General features: G+C 70.2%; 14 protein-coding genes. 9 read left to right on the top strand and 5 right to left on the bottom strand.

The window, feature by feature from the left end:
- Positions 1-62: 62 nt before the first annotated feature.
- Entirely contained in the window at positions 63-611 is a 549-nt protein-coding gene (locus tag M4J07_RS32070) for an RBBP9/YdeN family alpha/beta hydrolase (protein ID WP_255977516.1), read from the bottom strand.
- Positions 612-734: 123 nt separating this feature from the next.
- On the opposite strand from M4J07_RS32070, the gene M4J07_RS32065 reads away from it, so the two are divergent.
- Positions 735-1190, top strand: coding sequence for an Lrp/AsnC family transcriptional regulator (locus tag M4J07_RS32065; RefSeq protein ID WP_308284793.1), 456 nt, complete (start codon positions 735-737; stop codon positions 1188-1190).
- 48 nt (positions 1191-1238) lie between these two features.
- Here the strand turns inward: M4J07_RS32065 and M4J07_RS32060 are convergent, their stop codons facing one another.
- Positions 1239-1781, bottom strand: a complete 543-nt coding sequence (locus tag M4J07_RS32060) for a hypothetical protein (RefSeq protein ID WP_255977512.1) — start codon at positions 1779-1781, stop codon at positions 1239-1241.
- Positions 1782-1917: 136 nt separating this feature from the next.
- On the opposite strand from M4J07_RS32060, the gene M4J07_RS32055 reads away from it, so the two are divergent.
- From M4J07_RS32055 to M4J07_RS32035, 5 genes are all read left to right on the top strand, one after another.
- On the top strand, positions 1918-2955 hold the full coding sequence (locus M4J07_RS32055; RefSeq protein WP_255977510.1) for a sugar phosphate isomerase/epimerase family protein: 1038 nt from the start codon (positions 1918-1920) through the stop codon (positions 2953-2955).
- The gene (locus M4J07_RS32050; RefSeq protein WP_255977508.1) at positions 2952-3860 is read left to right on the top strand and encodes a transketolase; all 909 of its coding nucleotides are present in this window, start codon (positions 2952-2954) and stop codon (positions 3858-3860) included. The genes M4J07_RS32055 and M4J07_RS32050 overlap by 4 nt, the downstream gene beginning before the upstream one ends.
- Positions 3857-4810, top strand: a complete 954-nt coding sequence (locus M4J07_RS32045) for a transketolase family protein (protein ID WP_255977506.1) — start codon at positions 3857-3859, stop codon at positions 4808-4810. The genes M4J07_RS32050 and M4J07_RS32045 overlap by 4 nt, the downstream gene beginning before the upstream one ends.
- A complete protein-coding gene (locus M4J07_RS32040; protein WP_255977504.1) occupies positions 4810-6264 on the top strand; it encodes an FGGY-family carbohydrate kinase in 1455 nt (484 codons plus the stop codon). The genes M4J07_RS32045 and M4J07_RS32040 overlap by 1 nt, the downstream gene beginning before the upstream one ends.
- 88 nt (positions 6265-6352) lie before the next feature.
- Positions 6353-7333, top strand: coding sequence for a sugar-binding transcriptional regulator (locus M4J07_RS32035; protein WP_255977502.1), 981 nt, complete (start codon positions 6353-6355; stop codon positions 7331-7333).
- On the opposite strand, the gene M4J07_RS32030 is transcribed toward M4J07_RS32035, so the two are convergent.
- Positions 7315-8148, bottom strand: a complete 834-nt coding sequence (locus M4J07_RS32030; protein ID WP_255977500.1) for a helix-turn-helix domain-containing protein — start codon at positions 8146-8148, stop codon at positions 7315-7317. The genes M4J07_RS32035 and M4J07_RS32030 overlap by 19 nt on opposite strands.
- 56 nt (positions 8149-8204) lie before the next feature.
- Here M4J07_RS32030 and M4J07_RS32025 point away from each other — a divergent pair, with 56 nt between their 5' ends.
- The 3 genes from M4J07_RS32025 (at position 8205) to M4J07_RS32015 (ending at position 11531) form a co-directional block, all read left to right on the top strand.
- Entirely contained in the window at positions 8205-9020 is an 816-nt protein-coding gene (locus M4J07_RS32025; protein WP_255977498.1) for a phytanoyl-CoA dioxygenase family protein, read from the top strand.
- A 124-nt stretch (positions 9021-9144) separates the two neighbouring features.
- Positions 9145-11103 (top strand): hypothetical protein, encoded by a 1959-nt coding sequence (locus M4J07_RS32020; protein WP_255977495.1) that lies wholly within the window; start codon positions 9145-9147, stop codon positions 11101-11103.
- Between the two features lie 41 nt (positions 11104-11144).
- Positions 11145-11531, top strand: coding sequence for a hypothetical protein (locus tag M4J07_RS32015; RefSeq protein WP_255977493.1), 387 nt, complete (start codon positions 11145-11147; stop codon positions 11529-11531).
- A 29-nt stretch (positions 11532-11560) separates the two neighbouring features.
- Here M4J07_RS32015 and M4J07_RS32010 read toward each other — a convergent pair whose 3' ends face one another.
- Positions 11561-13024, bottom strand: coding sequence for an oxidoreductase (locus M4J07_RS32010; protein ID WP_374215117.1), 1464 nt, complete (start codon positions 13022-13024; stop codon positions 11561-11563).
- Between the two features lie 206 nt (positions 13025-13230).
- Positions 13231-13704, bottom strand: coding sequence for a hypothetical protein (locus M4J07_RS32005; RefSeq protein WP_255977489.1), 474 nt, complete (start codon positions 13702-13704; stop codon positions 13231-13233).
- Positions 13705-14315 lie beyond the last annotated feature (611 nt).

Genomic DNA, 14315 nt, shown 5'->3' with positions numbered 1-14315 from the left:
ACCGTGATGAGCCCGGCCGGGCCCGAGTCTGAGTGGTGGTCAGCGTTCCCGGGCGTCGCTGGTCACTGCTGGGTCAGCCCGTCCAGGAGTTCACGGCCGTGCGGCCACGAACCCAGGCCGCTGGCGGAGTTGAGGTGTCCGTACGATCCGGTCAGGTGCCATCGCGCCGCCCATCGCGTCGCGAAGGCGGCGGCAGTTCCGGAGGTGCAGTACGGGTCGTCGGCACTGCCCACCACCAGGGCCGGACCGGGCAACGGCTGCGGGGACACCTCGACGAACGTTGCGGCCGCCTGGCGCGGGAACGCCGGGCCCTGCGGGTCGGGCGGAGCGACCAGGAAGGCGCCGGCGACCGGGCTCGCCGGATTCCTGCTCCACCAGACGGATGCCGCCCAGCAGCCCAGGCTGTGCGCCACCAGCACGACGTGCCCGTCCCGCCGAAAGGCGGTGTCGTACGCCTCCTGTACGGCATCGACCCAGTCGCCCAGTTCGGGCGCGGACCACGAGGCGGGGGAGATCCGCACCGCTTCGGTGCCCCACTCGCGCTCCCACAGGGTCTGCCAGTGCTGACCGTCGGATCCGTCGATACCGGGGATGACCACGTATGCGACCACTGCTTGCCACCGTTCCACTCGTCACCCCCTGCGATCCTGGGGATGCCTGGCCCACATTCTGTTGGCAGCTGCAGAACGGCGACAGCGGCGCAAGTGATCTCAAAGAAGATGGTGCTGACGACGATGGAATCACTCGACCGGATAGACCGGGACATCCTCAGCCTGCTCCAGGCCGACGGCAGGCTGACCGGCGCCGAGGTGGGACGCCGGGTCGGACTCTCGCAGCCCGCGGCGAGCGCCCGCATCCAGCGGCTGGAGAAGAACGGCGTCATCACCGGCTACCGGGCCGTCGTCGACCCGGCGGCGCTCGGCCTGAACATTCACGCCGTCATCCGCCTGCGCACCACGCATGCCCAGCTCCGGCGCGCACTGGACTTCGCCGCCAGGACGCCCGAGATCATCTCCACCCTGAGGGTCACCGGAGAGGACTGCCTCGTCCTGGAGGTCCACTGCCCCCAGGCAGGACGACTCGAAGAAGTCGTCGACGCATGTGCCCGCTACGGCCCGGTCACCACGTCACTCGTGCTCAGCTCCTACCCGCCGAAGCCGCTGTCCGACGCCACCTCCACCACGTCATGACCCGCAGCGCCCTGGCGGCCGGAGCCGCGAAGGACGGTCCAGCCGGGCTCAGTCGGTGATGAACCAGTTGTTCTTGAGGTACTCCAGGGTGCTGTCGCCGAGCTCGTCCTCGGAGAAGGTGACGGAGGCCCTGATCGCCGCGGTCGGGATCTCGGCCTTGTCCGGGGTCGGCATCGTGACGCGCAGCGGGTCGACCGTCGCGGTGCGCAGGGCCTTCTTCTTGGCGGGCGGGATCATCTGGAACGTGACGACGAAGGTCGACGTGCACGGACCGAACCCCTCGTCCTCCGCCTGCTTCGCGGCGGGCCCGGCCACTTCGCAGACCGTCTTGATGTCCTCACGGCCCACCGCGTGGAGGAACTGCTCGTACCGCTGGATCGCGCCCGCCTTCGTCCTGGGCGCGGGCTGGTCACCGGTCGGCTCGGCCGACGGCTTCGCGGACGGAGGCGTCGCGGAGGGCGTCGCCGACTCCTTCGCCGGCTGCGACGAACTGGGCGACTGCGAAGGCTTCCCGGCCGAGGACGAGTCCTTCCCCGACTTCTCCGGACCGCAGGCGCACGCCGCGAGCGCCACGCACGCCGATACCACCACGCCCGCCATCGTCCGAACTCGCATCAAGTCCCCTCAGCAACAGTCGACAACAAGAGAGGTCACGCAGGATCCGGAGGAGCGGTTCCCGAGTTCTGGGGGGTTGACGCGTCAGACGTGCGTTCGTACCTTGTCCCGCATGTCGACTCAACAACGCATAGACATTCGAGAGTCGTTACGGAGCGAGCCGGTCTACGGCGCGGGCGTCTGGCACTTCGCCACCTACGTCGACCGGTACGCCACGGACGGATACGGCGAACCGCGCACCGTCCTCGACGCCATCAAACTCGCGGGCGCCGTCGGCGACCTGTCCGTCCTCGACCTGAACTGGCCCTTCCCGCCCGGTGACATCAGCACGGCAGAAGTGCGCGCGGCCCTGGCCGAGCAGAACCTGCGGGCCATCGCCGTGACGCCGGAGTTCTACACCGGCAAGTTCGCCAAGGGCGGCTTCACCAACCCCGACGCCGCCGTCCGCCGCCAGGCCGTCGACCTGGTCGCCGCCTCCGCCGAGGTCGGCCGCGAGCTGGGCGTGGACTACATCAAGATCTGGCCGGGACAGGACGGGTACGACTACCCCTTCCAGGCCGACTACAGCGACCTGTGGACGAAGTCGGTGGACGCCCTGCGCGAACTCGCCCTGGGCTACCCGGACCTGAAGTTCGCCATCGAGTACAAGCCCCGCGAGCCGCGCAACCGCATGGTCTTCTCCTCCGTCGCCCGCACGCTGCTGGCGATCCAGGACATGGGCGTGGACAACGTCGGGGTCCTGCTGGACTTCGGGCACTCCCTGTACGGCGGTGAGACACCGGCCGAAGCCGCCCGCCTCGCGATCGCCCGCGACAAGCTGTTCGCGATCGACGTCAACGACAACTTCCGCGGCTGGGACGACGACATGGTCGTCGGCTCGGTCCACCTCCTGGAGACCTTCGAGTTCTTCTTCGCCCTCCAGGACGCCGGCTGGGACGGTGTCTGGCAGCTCGACCAGTTCCCCTTCCGCGAGGACCCGGTCGAGGCCGCCCGCACCGGCATCCGCACCATGCGCGCCTTCCACCAGGCACTGGGCTACCTCGACCGGGAGGAACTCGCCGCCGCGCAGGCGGCGCAGGACGCCCTCGCCGCGCAGCGCCTCGCGAAGCGGGCCCTCTTTCGCGCCCTCGCGGAAAGCGAGTCCGCGTGACCGCCGTCCGGGAGGCGGCGGAGCCGCTGCGGGCCGACGGCGACGCGGCCCGCGCCTATCACCGGCGCAGCGCACGCCTGCGCGCCGCGTCGCCCGCCGGGGCAGCGGACGAGCTCGCCGAGATCTCGACGTCCGTCCGGCGCGACATCCTCACCACCGTCCGAGCGGCGGGCATGGGACACGTGGGCGGTGACCTGTCCGTCACCGACCTGCTGGTGACCGCCATGTGGGGCACCCTGCGCATGCACCCGACCCAGCCCGGCAACCCGCGGCGCGACCGCATCATCCTCAGCAAGGGCCACTGCGCCGCGGCCCTCTACTCCACACTGGCGTCCTGCGGCTTCTTCCCCCGGGCCCGGCTGACCGACTTCATGGCCCCGCTGTCCCCGCTCAACGGCCACCCCGCCCGGCTGAAGGTCCCCGGGGTGGAGACCAACACCGGTCCCCTCGGCCACGGCTTCCCCATCGCGACCGGCTGCGCGCTCGGTGCGACGATGCGCGGCGAGACCTGGCGGACCGTCGTCGTGCTCGGCGACGGCGAGATGCAGGAAGGCAGCAACTGGGAGGCCGCGATGACCGCCGCCCACTACGAACTGGCCGGCCTCACCGCCGTCGTCGACCGCAACCGCCTGCAGCAGGGAGCCCGTACCGAGGACACCAAGTCCCTCGAACCGCTGGACGCGAAATGGGCGAGCTTCGGGTGGGAGGTCCGCGTCATCGACGGCCACGACCACCGGGCGATCAAGGAGGCGTACGCGCCGTCCACCACCGGGCGCCCGGTCGCCGTCATCGCCCACACCATCAAGGGCAAGGGCGTGTCGTTCATGGAGGACCGGGTCGAGTGGCATCACAAGGTGCCCACCGACGAGCAGGTGCGTCTTGCGCTCGAGGAGCTGAACCGATGAGCACCGTCGCCGCCCCGGCCGCCACGTTCGACTGCAGGGTCGACTTCGCCGACGAGCTCGCCGCACTGGCCCGCGCCGACGAGCGGATCGTGGCCGTCTGCAATGACTCGGTGGGCTCCAGCAACCTCACCGGGTTCCGCGAGGAGTTCCCCACCCGCCTGATCAACGTGGGCATCGCGGAACAGGACCTGGTCGGCGTCTCGGCCGGCCTCGCCAACGCCGGGTTCATCCCCTTCGCGTCCGCCGCCGCGCCCTTCCTGACCGGCCGTGCCCTGGAGCAGATCAAGGCCGACATCGCCTACTCGCACCGCCACGTCGTACTGTGCGGCCAGAGCCCCGGCATGGCCTACGGCGAGCTGGGTCCCACCCACCACTCCATCGAGGACCTGTCCTGGATGCGCGCCGTCCCGGGCCTGGAGATCATCGTGCCGGCGGACCCGGCGCAGACGCGCAGTGCCGTGCGCCGGGCCGCCGCGTCGGGCCGGCCCACCTACATTCGGGTGCCCCGGTTCAAGGTTCCCGCCGTCACCCCCGACGGCGCACTCTTCGAGGCGGGCCGTGCCGTGCGCCTCACCGACGGAAGCGACATCACGCTGATGGCCGTGGGCACGATGGTCTCGCGTGCCCTGGAAGCCGCAGCCCTCCTCGCTCAGCAAGGTGTCGGTGCCCGGGTCCTCAACATGACCTTCGTGGAGCCGCTCGACGTGGACGCCGTGGTGGCCGCCGCGCGGGAGACCGGAGCGATCGTCACGGTGGAGGAGGGACTGCTCTCCGGCGGCCTGGGTGCGGCCGTGACCAAGGTCGTGGCCGAGAGCCACCCGGTCGCCGTACGCATGCTGGGCGTGCCCGCCTTCGCTCCGACCGGCAGCGCGGCGTTCCTGCTCGATCACTTCGGACTGACCGCCGACGGCATCGCCGGCGCCGCCCGAGAGGTTCTGGGGCGGGTCTGATGAAGCCGTATGTTCTCGCCGTCGACCAGGGAACCAGCTCCACCAAGGCGCTGCTCGTGGACGCCGCGGGCGACATCGTCGCCCGCGGCCGAGCGCCGCTGCACCAGTTCCATCCGGGCCCGGGCCTGGTGGAGCAGGACGCGACAGAGCTCCTCGACGGTGTGCGCGCCGCCGTCGCCGACTGCGTACGGGGCGTCGACCCGCGCGACGTAGCGGGTATGGCCCTGAGCACCCAACGCGAATCGGTGGTCCTGTGGGACGCCGCGACCACCAAGCCGGTCTGTCCGCTGGTCAGTTGGCAGGACCAGCGGGGAGGAGAACGTGCGGCCCGCCTGGCCGCCGCGGGGGTCGGTCAGGAAGTCCGTCGCCGGACGGGCCTCCCGCTCGATCCGATGTTCTCCGCTCTGAAGATGGCGGCCCTGCTCGACAGCCATGACCCCTCCCGTGCACGAAGCGCCACCGGCACCCTCCGGCTGGGCACGGTGGACGCCTACCTGCTGCACGCACTCACCGGAGTGCCGGTCACCGAGACGGGCAACGCCTCCCGCACCCAGCTGCTCAACCTCGCGACCGGCGACTGGGACGACGAACTGCTCGACTGGTTCGACATCCCGCGGGCGGCGTTGAGCCGGATCGTCCCCTCCACCGGCCCCTTCGGGACCCTGCGAGGGTTCGCCCCGCTCGCCGACGGCACCCCGGTGCTGGCCGTGATGGGCGACTCGCATGCCGCTCTGTTCGCCCACGCCGGCTGGCGGCCGGGCACGGTGAAGGCCACGTACGGCACCGGTTCATCGGTGATGACGATCGCGGACTCGCCCCAACCCGCCGCCGATGTGTGCAGCACCATCGCCTGGTCCACCGGCCTTCCCGCCTACGCCCACGAAGCCAACATCCGGTCGGCCGGGCGCACCCTGACCTGGCTGGCGGACCTGCTCGGCACCGAGCCGGAACACCTCATCCGGCTGGCAGCCGACGCCGACGCGGGCGAGGTGACCTTGGTGCCGGCCTTCGGCGGCATCGGCGCACCGTGGTGGGACGCCCGAGCGGTTCCCCTCCTGGCCGGATTCGGCCTGGGAACCGGACGCGCCCAACTGGCCCGCGCCGCCCTGGAGTCCGTCGCCTTCCAGGTCGGCGACGTCCTGGCGGCCCTGCCCGGACTACGACAGGTCGTCGCCGACGGCGGTCTGAGCCGTAGCGACGCGCTCCTGCAGCTCCAGGCCGACATCAGCGGCGTCACCGTGGCACGCACCCGCCACCACGAACTCTCCGCCGTCGGTACCGCGCAGCTGGCCGGACTGGGACTCGGCTGGTGGACGACCGAAGACCTGGAACAGCGAGCCGACAGCGATCTGCAGACCTTCGAACCGACCTGGAGCGACGCGCAGCGCCGCAGCGCGATGGGGCACTGGCACCAGCACCTCACAGCCGCCCGGCACCTCGGCATCCGACGCTAGGCTGTCGAGCGGCGCGGACACGCACCCCGGCCACCAGCCCGGCCGCCCAAAGAACGAGAACAAGAACGAGAGCGAGAACGGAGACACGGTGGCGGCAGCGTCGTCCACTCCCAGCCCCGACCACATGCGGCTGCTGGTGAAAGTGGCCCGCATGTACCACGAGCGCGGAGTGCGCCAGCCCGAGATAGCGGCGCACCTCAACATGTCCCAGCCCCGCGTGTCGCGCCTGCTGAAAGAGGCGGTCGACCGGGGAGTGGTGCGCACCGTCGTGGTGTCACCCGACGGCGTACACGCTGAACTCGAAGACGCCTTGGCCGAGCGGTACGGACTGCGCGACGCCGTCGTCGTCGAGGTCGAAGGAGCAGGGTCCGACGTCATCCCCGCGCTCGCGGCGGCTACGGCCACGTACCTGGACGCGACGCTCAAGGGCGGAGACGTCATCGGTGTCTCCTCCTGGAGCGCCACCCTGCTCGAAGCGGTCAAGGTCATGAGGGCGAAGACGCCGTCCGTCGCGGGCGAAGTCGTGCAGCTGGTCGGGGGATCCGGCAGCCCGGAGGTCCAGCTGCACGCCACCCGGCTCGCGGTCCGCCTGGCCGAACTCACGGGAGCCAGGCCGGTGTTCGCGCCGTCCGCGGCGTTGGTCGGCAGTCGTGAGCTGCGCGACCTGCTGTCCCAGGAGCCCGCGATGGCCGACGTCATCCGATCCTGGTCGCGCCTCACGCTGGCTCTGCTGGGCATCGGCAGCCTGGACCCCTCACCCCTGCTGCGCCGCTCGGGCAACGCCATCACCGATCGGGACCAGGAGCAGCTCAGGAAGCTCGGCGCGGTGGGGGACGTCTGTGCCCGCTACTTCGATGCCGACGGCAGTCCGGTGGACGCCCCCTTCAACGACCGCCTGATCGGCATCGAGCCCGATCAACTGCGCGAGGTGGAACGCCGTATCGGGGTGGCGGGCGGCATGGACAAGGTCGCCGCGATCCGAGGCGCGGTACGCGGCGGCTGGATCAACATCCTGATCACCGACGTCGAGGTGGCCCGGCACCTGCTGAGTCAACGACCGGCGCGATAGACGGTCGGCGCGGACCCTGTCGCCTGTCGGAAACGCCGCGAGAAGAACAGGGGGTCGGTGAAGCCGACCCGTGCGGCGATGTGGGCCACGGGAAGGTCGGTGAGTTCCAGCAGCTCCTTCGCCGCGCTGATCCGCATCTGGTGCACCCGCGCCATCACCGACGTTCCGGCACGTTCGCGGAACAGGTGCGCGAGCCGGGACGGGGAGACGCCGACGTGGGCGGCCAGGGACGCCACCGTGTGGGGCCGGTCGAGGTGCGCGCCGACGTGTTCGACCACGGCCAGGACGAGCGGGTCGAGGCCGTCCCGGCGGGCACTCTGGGTGCTGCACCACAACAGAGCCTGTTCCATGGCGTTCATGGCGAAGGCCGGCCCTTGCCGCAGCCTCGCCCCGTGATGGGCGACAGCGGACCGGAGCGCCGCGGCGACCCGTTCGGCGATGACCGGAGTCAGGTCGAGGCGGAGGATTCCCGGGACGGCCTCGGGCCATTCGAGGAGCGCCGACCACTCCGGCCGCGGCCGTACGTGCGCCCAGAGGAGGTCCCACCGACCGACGGCCGGGTCCGTTCCGTAGTGCTGCGGGGTGTGCGGGCTGAACGCCACGATCGAGCGCGGCGGGATCGCCACCGTCGCGGAGTCGGTCCATGCGCAGCCGGCACCTTCGACGGTGAGGATGATCAGCCACTCGCTGGTCCCGTGCGGGCGCAACGTGTCGTAGTCGGCTCCGGAGACGAAGTGGCCGGGAAGGATCCGGTCGACGTCGGGGCTCCCGTCGTCCCGGCGGAAGAGGGAGGCGGGCACAGCAGGATTCTCCATGCACTCGACTCTCCCGTCCATGCCTTGCAGCGACGTGCACCGGCACTCTGAACGGCATGACGACAGTGACGAACTCACCCACCGACCGCCGGACACGCTACGAGCGCGACGGGGTGATCCAGGTCGACGCGTTGATCCCGTCCCCCGAGATCGATGTCATCCGCGAGGCGTTCATGGAGCAGGTCACGCGCGACCGCGGGGCCGTGGGCGCGGTCGACGAGGTGGCACCGGACGACGTGCTCGCGCGCTACCCGCGCTTCATGCAACCGCACCGGCGCGCCGACCTCGCCATCGGGAGACTGGCCCGGCGCTACCTCACGGATCCACGGATCGTCGATGTCGTCCAGGAACTCGTGGGCCCCGTGCACGGCGCCCAGTCCATGTTCTACTTCAAGCCGCCCACGGCCCGGGGCCAGGCGATGCACCAGGACAACTTCTTCCTGCGGGCCCACCCCGAGACCTGCGTCGCCGCCTGGATCGCCATCGACGACTGCGACGCGGAGAACGGCGCGCTCGCCGTCGTCCCCGGCTCCCACACGATGGAGGTCGCCTGCCCCGAACAGGCCGACTCCAGCGAGTCGTTCACCCACGGACTCGTCCGCGCCCCGGCGGGGAAGGCGAGCAGGCAGACCCGGATGCGCGCCGGTGACGTGCTGTTCTTCCACGGCAGCGCGGTCCACGGCTCGCTCCCGAACACCTCCGGGACCCGCTTCCGCCGCTCCTTGATCTTCCACTACGTGCCGACGGCCAGCGAGGAGGTCTCCCACTGGTACCTGCCGCTCGTCGAGGTGTCCACGGGAGCCGACGTCACGATCGCCGAGGCCGTGGGTGGCGGTCCGTGCGGGGACGGCTGGGAGGGCGCGGCCCACTGACGGCGGACCCCGATCCGGTCTTCCTGTGCCCCCAGGGGTTGGCGAAGCCCACTGGGCAGATGAGGGCAGAGCGGTCAGGTGAACTGGCTCGACCCCTGGGCCGTTTCGGCGCAGACTCTCCCGTATGGGGGACTTTCTGCACTACAGCTCCGACCGGGCGGGTGTCACGGATCTCTTCACGAATGCGGTTCGGCTGGCCCCTGCGGAGAAGGAGGATCCCCGGCATTGGCTCGGGCCCGTGGGCCACGGCCCGCCCGAACAGCTGCTGACCTTCCTGCACGAGGTCACCCACCACTGGTGCTTCTCCTCCGACGTCGGGCAGGCACTGCTCTTCCTCGCGGCCCGAGCCGATATGAACGCCCATGCCCTGAGCGCGCTGAGCGACGACATCGATGAGCATCCCAGCGACGATGAGCATCCCGGCGACGACGATCCCGAGGGTCTGTGGCGGGAGTATGCCCGTGATCTGGGGCCGCTCCTCCGTGGCCTGGTCGGGGATCCCCGCTCCCGACTCGGATCGCGACTGGAGTCGGCGCGGGAGAGCCTTGCTCTCGCGGTGCACGACGACGTCACCCGCATCCAGGTCGCCCAGGCCGTTCTGCGCCCCCTTGCCGAAGGTCTTGCACTCTTCGCCGAGTTCGACGCCATCTCGCGTCCCCAGAGCGAGGCTTGGAGTCCCCTGCCGTATTCGCTCGTACTCAACTTCGCCGGGCGGGAGCGGCTTGCTCGTGGCCCCCACGTCGAGCCGCTCAGGACGCTGCTCATCGCCTCCGGACTGCTGCGCCAAGTACGGACGAGTCCCATGGCGCTCTCCCGCAAGGCCACTGTGCTCGGCTCTTCACTCGCGGCGGGATCCGGCGGGTATCTCCTGGGCTACCTCACGGTCAAGAGCCTCTGGCGGCACCTGTCGACGCAGGACACCCGGCTGCTCTCCGAGACTGACCTGTCGCTGATGTACATGCGCAGCTTCTTCTACGACGACCTCGGGCTCGCCGCGCTGCTGGTCCAGCCGCCCGAAGGGGACGCGTGGCTGAGCGCGCGACGCATCATCGATCACGTACAGGAAAGGTTCATGGCCTTCGGAGAGGTGCGTGAAGCTGACGTTCGAGCCTATGAGAAGAACGTGCTCGCCCTCGGGGATCACGAGTGGGTGAGTCGGCCCGGACTCCTTCGTAGCGCTGCTCAGGACGAACGCGACGTACGTCTGATGAAGCGTGTGCAGGAGGACATCGAGACCAGCACCGCCGCCGAAGTGTTCGACTTCGCCGTGAGGTTCGCCATCGAACAGGTCAACAGCATCATTGCCCGCCGTACTTACCTGACGGCTTGCTCCGTGCCTGTGCGCGTGAGGGATGCCCTCGAACCTCCGGGGGCGCTCGATGTGGTGTGGCGGGACGAGACCATCCTGACGTTCCCCGCTGAGGATCTCGTGAACGTCGCCCCTGAGCCGGAGCCGCCGTCGGCCACCACCACCGATCGGTCAGCACCGCAGCTCGACATCGTCTTGGGCACGACACTGACCAGCGGTGAATTCCTCGCCAGAGGGGCCGTCCTGCACGAGGGCGACCGGGTCATGGCCTGCTCGGTGACGGGCGTGCCGGACCACCAGGCTCGCTTCCGGGAGGACCTCGTCGTGGGCTTCAGCGCTCGCGAGGCACTTTTCCGGCAGGGCCGGACTCTGCAGAAGGTCGCAGGTGCGATCGTCGAGAAGGACGAGTTGCTGCGGGACTACCGTGACCGGGTTGACGGCCGGTTGGACAGCGTGGTCGACGAGCTCTACCGGCCGACCGCACTGTGGTTCGCCCGCGAGGGAACCGACCTTGACGCACTGGCGAACCGAATGGAAGAACGCGGCCTCCTGAGTGTGTGGGGATCCAGCAGACTGCTCCGCGGTATGACCCTTCTCGGGCTGAGTGCCGGGCTCAACCCGACCGTGTCATTTGTCGCAGAGCGTTTCCAGGAGTTCGGTCTCGCCCTGGACGACATCCTGCGGGAAGCGGAACGGCTGTGGGAGACGGAAGGATTCCCACCGAGCGCGGTGAGGGGCGGCGGCCCCGATGGGTGGGTCGTGTCGTTCTTCTAGTCACTCGACCCGCAAATCCACCCCACTGGAAGGGACTCACGGTGAACCGACGCACGCTCGACATCGAAGTGGCGGGACTCGACATCCTGGACCTCTCCGAACTCCAGGAGGAGCTTCCCGACGCTGTGACGGAGCTGCCCGGGAAACCCGTCGAGGAGGGGCACCACCCCGAGCCTGCCACGCTCACGGCTCTGGTCCTTCTCACGGCTGCCGGTGTCCAGGCCTTCTCCGCCTGGATGGCCCGGCGCCGCGCGCCGGCTCCCGGGCAGCCGGGGTACAGGATCGAGGTCCGCCCCGACGGAACCGTACTCATCCACCTCGACCAGCCCCCGGCGGACGCCCCGGCTCCCCCCGCTCCAGGGGAGATCACCGCACGCGCGGAGGCGATCAGCCAGATGATCTCTTCCATGCTTCCGTCGGCCGAGTGAACGACGTGGGACGGCCCCGTCATAGGGCGTTACTGGCGGCTCAGGGCCCTGGTCACCCCGGCGGTGACGGTCGTGGCCAGGATCCATCCGGCGGTGGTCAGGGTGTAGGCGAGCCACTGTTCGCCGTCCTGTGGTGCGAAGGCCGCCTTCTGGCCGAAGCCGATGATGGGCAGCAGGAGGTCGAGCGCATAGAACACCGGGCTGAACGGAGGGGCCTTGTCGGCTTCGAGCGGGGCAGGAGGATGCGCCGAGAAGAAGGACGCGCCCAATGCCAGCAGGGCCATGATCCACAGCGCGGCGCGGGCAGGGCGGTAGCCGTAGCCGACCGTGGCGTCCTGGACGTATCCCCAGACGCGCGCGTGCAGGGGGAGTCCGGAGCGGCGGTGGCGTTGCTTGGCGAGCAGGACGGTGCGGGCCTCGTCCTCGTGGCCCAGGCGCCGGTAGGCGGCGGCGAGTTGTTCGTAGGGCTGCGGAGCGTAGCCCTCGGTGCTGCGCCGGATCCAGGCGAGCCGTTCGATGGCCGTGAGCGGGGCGGCGAGAGCGTCGTACGTGGTGTCGGACAGCCGTAGTCGGGCGGGCCAGGTGGCGGGCGCGTCGTAGACGACGCCGAGCTGCGCGTTGCCGGCGTCGACCACTCCGGCGATCGCCTTCCCGGTACGTAGATCGGTCTCCCGCGCTTGGACCAGGCGCAGCGACAGGGCGGTGCCGGCGGGATGGGTCACTGTGGCGTCGTGGAAGCTGAGGCGGGTGCCGACGCGGCTGCCGTCGAGCTTGACGGCGCCGTTCACGGTGAGGCCCACGCCGAGGTCGAAGTTCCGGTTGACGGTCACGTCGACGGCTTCGAGGGCGATGTCGCCGGGGTTGTGCAGCTCGGCCCCGCAGAAGCCGACGGCCGCCGCGACGTCGGCGCCCGAGATGATGATGCGGCCTTCGGCGCTGAACCCGGGATGGAAGGTGAAGTCCTCGGCGATCTGGACGTGGTAGGCATCCAGGGCGGTGCTTCCGGGGTTGCTCAGGTGTGCGCCTTCGAGGTCGAACTCGCCGGATATGGAGGCGCCCGAGAGGCGCATGCCCCCGTTCACCGTCAGGTGGGTGCCCAACAGGTCCCCGCCCACAGCCAGGCGTACGGCGGACACCGCCTCGCCGCCCGGCGCGGCGATCACGGTGTGCGTCAGGTCCAGATCGCTGCGGAGCTCGGCACGGGTGAGGACGAGCGGACCGGACAACCGGCAGCGGGAGAGGACGAGCCGGCCGTGGACCTGGGCGGTGTCGGCGGACAGGCCGGGCAACACGCAGTCGGTGAGCGTGAGTTCCCGGAACTGGGCGCCCCGCAGGAGCGGGACATCGGTGAAGTGGCAGTCGGTGAGGACGACGGGGGCGGTCACGTCGGCGAACTGCAGGTCCAGCGTGCCCGTGATGGAGGCGCCGCTGAGCCGCAGGGCGGGGCGATCGCCCGGGCCGGTCTCGGGACCGGCGCCGAGAAGCAAGGCCATGACGCACTCGGCACGGACGGAGGGCCGTGCGGTCCGCGGACCGTCGGGACGCACGTCGACCGGTCGCCCGCGAGAGTAGGAGCGCCACAACTGGCGTTCGGCGGGGCCCATTTCTTCACGTCGCATGATCGACGATCTTCGCAGGATCGACCATTCCCGTACAGGCTCTGGGCAGCGATTCGGGCCTGGGGCCGGGGGAGTTGGGCTCAGTTCTTGCTGAGCCTGAGCTGGTTGAGACGGGTCCTGGCGGTGCCGCGAATCCGCTTGGTACGGCCCGCCGCCGCCAGGATCTCCATGGCCTCGGTGTTCGTCCCGTCGGTGGTCCTGAGCTGGAGCCAGTTGGACGAGGCGAGCAGGTCGTCTGGCTCCCAGGGCAGTTTGCGGGTGATGGCGCGGAAAAGTGACCACTCCCGCAGGCGCTGCACGAGGAAGGGACGATCGCTCACGGCCTGGGTCATCGCCTGCCCCCACCCCTCGTACGCGGGCCCGGTACAGAGGGCGGTGGCTCGCCGGTCCAGGTGCCGCAGCACGGCGGACTGGGCCATCGTCTGGTCCGGATCAGTGAGCACGCGACCGACCAGGTCGAGCTCGTCCGGCTCGGCGACCTGCTGGAGCGCTGCGAGGTAGGCCGCGAAGCGTGCGTGTTCATCCGAGATCTGCTGGATGGTGTGGCTGTCCATGCGGCCTGCTCCCCTCGCTCCACCACGACACCGTTCTCGACCGGTACGCCGGCGCGGTCCAGGGGATTGTGCCTCGACGGCTCACGCCGCGTCCGTGTGGGGTCGACTCCCGTCGTGCTGGTCGTCGTGCGCCGGGTCGGTGATCAGCCGTAGGTGTCGGCGCCGGGCGTGGCCTGGGGCTGGGGGATGGGCTGGGTGGAACATCCGGTCTTCGATGCGGTCGAGTCCGAAGAGGATGAGGGCGAGTGTGGGCAGGAGCAGCACGGCCACGGCTATCACGGCGAAGGTCCTCCCGGTCAGCTGTGCTGGTCGGGTGCCCTGGCCCGGCTCTGATCACGAGCGCGGGGGTGTGGAGGTGCCGTGATGGAGGGGTGGGCATTGCACAGGTGGCGGGAGAGGGCGAGCGCGTTGTGGTCGGCGGAGGTCTGGTCGGTGTGGTGGGGGACACACAGTGCCGGCCCCGCTCCGAGGAGCGGGCCAGGACTGGTATGGCCGGCAGGCACGATCTGAAGGCGACCAGGGCCCAGCCGGAGTCCGACCAGTTGAGAGGGCGAGGCCCTTCTCGGACCGATCGGCCGGTGGCCCCAGGGTGTGGCGTGAATGTGGGCAGG

Source organism: Streptomyces longispororuber (assembly GCF_024448165.1).
GTDB lineage: Bacteria > Actinomycetota > Actinomycetes > Streptomycetales > Streptomycetaceae > Streptomyces > Streptomyces longispororuber_A.
Note: the sequence above shows the minus strand (reverse complement) of the source record. Positions and strands in the feature narration are given on the sequence as shown.